This window comes from Glutamicibacter sp. AGC46, from assembly GCF_053543715.1.
In genome coordinates this window covers 359,638-362,376 of sequence record NZ_JBLVOJ010000024.1, presented here as the reverse complement: position 1 = coordinate 362,376, position 2,739 = coordinate 359,638, and the positions used below count along the sequence as shown (strand labels likewise).

At 57.2% G+C, this 2,739-nt stretch carries 3 protein-coding genes; 1 reads left to right on the top strand and 2 read right to left on the bottom strand.

All coding sequences use genetic code 11. The annotated features are described in order from the left end of the window. Window positions 1–27: 27 nt before the first annotated feature. Window positions 28–1,404 (bottom strand): dicarboxylate/amino acid:cation symporter, encoded by a 1,377-nt coding sequence (locus ACNPM8_RS13735; protein WP_426735255.1) that lies wholly within the window; start codon window positions 1,402–1,404, stop codon window positions 28–30. Window positions 1,405–1,650: 246 nt separating this feature from the next. Continuing rightward, window positions 1,651–2,115: a DUF2975 domain-containing protein gene (locus ACNPM8_RS13730; protein WP_426735253.1), complete on the bottom strand. Its 465-nt coding sequence runs from the start codon at window positions 2,113–2,115 to the stop codon at window positions 1,651–1,653. Between the two features lie 189 nt (window positions 2,116–2,304). Here ACNPM8_RS13730 and ACNPM8_RS13725 point away from each other — a divergent pair, with 189 nt between their 5' ends. Continuing rightward, window positions 2,305–2,694: a VOC family protein gene (locus ACNPM8_RS13725; protein ID WP_105657125.1), complete on the top strand. Its 390-nt coding sequence runs from the start codon at window positions 2,305–2,307 to the stop codon at window positions 2,692–2,694. Window positions 2,695–2,739 lie beyond the last annotated feature (45 nt).

The window sequence follows — 2,739 nt, the reverse complement described above, 5'->3', positions numbered from 1 at the left end:
GGGGCCCCCGATTTCCTTCAGCAATGCCTACTTGGTTGCAGCTGCCTCAGCATCTGCCGCTGAGATGCTTTCATCAGCGAAGGGGTTGCCATTGCGTGGTGCGTTGTACATGTCAATGTCCAAGATGCCCTCGCGCTTGGCGACAATGGTTGGAATCAGTGCTTGGCCGGCGACATTTACCGCGGTGCGGCCCATATCAATGATCGGGTCAACGGCCATCAGCAGGCCAACGCCTGCCAGCGGCAGGCCCAGGGTGGAAAGGGTCAGCGTCAGCATGACGATGGCGCCGGTAGTGCCTGCGGTTGCTGCCGAGCCCAATACGGAAACCAGCGCAATCAAGAAGTAATCGGTGAGGGACAGCTCAATACCGAAGAACTGGGCAACGAAGATTGCTGCGATCGCCGGATAGATGGCAGCGCAGCCGTCCATCTTGGTAGTCGCGCCCAGCGGCACTGCGAAGGAAGCGTAGCCCGAAGGCACCCCGAGGTTGCGTTCGGTCACGCGCTGGGTCAATGGCAGGGTGCCAATCGAAGAGCGTGAAACGAAGGCCAGCTGCACTGCAGGCCATACACCCGAGAAGTACTGCTTGATTGACAGGCCATGTGCGCGGACCAGTACCGGGTAGAGCGCGAATAGCACCAGTGCCAAGCCGACGTAGATTGCAACGGTGAACTTGCCCAGTGCGCCAATAGTGTCCCAGCCATAGGTGGCAACAGCGTTGCCGATCAGGCCAACCGTGCCGATCGGCGCGATGCGGATGATCCACCAGAGGACCTTCTGGATGATCGCCAGGATAGAGGCCGAGAACGCGAGGAATGGTTCGGCCGCCTTGCCAACCTTGAGGGCAGCGACGCCCACGGCGATGGCAATGACCAGTATCTGCAGGACGTTGAAGCTGATCGAGGTGGAAGCGGTTGCTTCATCAACCAGCTTGGTGCTCGCGCCCAGACCCAGGAAGTTGGCTGGGACCAGGCCAGTGAGGAAGCCGAGCCAGTCGCCGGTCTTGCCATCGTATTCATCTGGCATGCCCTGGCCGGTATTCGCTCCGGGGCGGAAAACGGTGCCAAGAACCATGCCGATGATTACCGAGATCAAGGCAGTGATGGCAAACCAGAGCAGGGTCTGCCACGCAAGGCGTGCCGCATTGGTGACCTTGGCCAAATTGGCAATTGAGGCGACAACCGCAAAGAAGATCAGTGGGATCACTGCAGTGCGCAACAACGCAACGTAGCTGGAACCAATGATCGACAGGGCTTCACCCAGCCCGTTGGGTTCCTCGGCGGTGCTGCCGGTGTACTTGGCTAGGAGACCCAGTAGAAGACCAACAATCAGCGCCGCAATGATCTGCGGGCCGAAATTGGTCATCCAGCGTGGAAGCTTAGATGAAGGCGCGGTAGTAGACATGCGTTCAAGATTAGGGCGCTTTTCTTCGCCGGCGGCAGTTTATGTTACGCAACATGACGGTATTTCGCCGTTTGTGCTTTATTGCACTGAAAAGCGGTGTCTAGGGTCACTGGACCGGCGAAATGGCGCATGATTTGTGCGAAGACTTCGGTGCGGGGACACAGATCTTCACATGGGAATTTTTGGCTCCGTGCCATTGTTGCTGGACTAATCGCCGTGACTGTGCTTGAAGAAGCATTGCTCACTTCACGCAGTTTGCTTTCGTATCCTGGACGCGAGCATGCCGCGCAGGGCGACCAGCAAGCAAGTGGCAGTTCCTCCCAGTGCCGCCCCGCCGGCAACGGCAAGGACGACACCGGGACCGCCAGCGCCGATAAACCCCAAGAGGTGAATTCCGAGTCCCAGGACCAGCAGGGTTGCTGCAGCGGCGGCGCAACTGGCGATGCTGAACCAGTGCAGTGAGCTGACTTGGTAGAAGGTTCGGCGCCGAAGCTTCGATATGAGGATCCAAAAACAAATGAGGACAATCTGCAGGCAAGCAAGCCCGGCCGTCACTGCGCACCGGTACGGGGTCGCCAGATGGGCCACTTCGGGATGAATGTAGATGGTCTCCTCGATGAACATCGGCAAAATCAGCACTTGGCCAAGGAGCGCCCCGAGGAAGATTGCGATGAGTGCGATTCGGGCGGGTAAAATAGCGAGACTGGTCATCTAATGATTGTCGGCTATTATCTATCGTTAATCAATAGCTTGTTATCGTTTTTCCCTGGAATATGAAGCTGGGCTCTTCAGTGCTGCTTCCGTGATCTTGACCTGTCGGAACCATATGGAAAGGTAGAAGCCAGCAAGGCGTGGGGAATCCGTGGTTGCTGCATGGGCCGGAACTGAAAGAAGGAAATAATGCGGGTTTATATCACTAGTGTGTGCGTGGATGATCAGGCGAAAGCTAAAGCGTTCTATACCGAGGTGCTGGGCTTCAAGGTCAAGCACGATATACCTGTGGGCGAATACAGCTGGCTGACCCTTGTTGCAGCGGACCAGGAGCAAGGTCCTGAAGTGCTTCTGGAGCCTTCAGCACACCCTGCCGTTGGGCCGTACCGTTCAGCACTGAAAGCAGACGGCATCCCGGCAACGTCCTTTGCCGTTGATGATGTCCAGGTGGAATTCGAGCGTCTTAGCTCACTGGGCGTGAAGTTCACGCAAGAACCGACGGATGCCGGACCCGTCGTGGTTGCGACCTTTGATGACACGTGTGGCAATCTGATCCAGATTTCCAGCTACAAGGGATAAAACGAATGGCGGTCCTGCCAATAAGCAGGACCGCCAAGCCGATTT

Coding starts and splice junctions, on each gene's coding strand:
- ACNPM8_RS13730 (WP_426735253.1), bottom strand. CDS start 2,115: ATGACCAGTCTCGCTATTTTACCCGCCCGAATCGCACTCATCGCAATC.
- ACNPM8_RS13725 (WP_105657125.1), top strand. CDS start 2,305: ATGCGGGTTTATATCACTAGTGTGTGCGTGGATGATCAGGCGAAAGCT.
- ACNPM8_RS13735 (WP_426735255.1), bottom strand. CDS start 1,404: ATGTCTACTACCGCGCCTTCATCTAAGCTTCCACGCTGGATGACCAAT.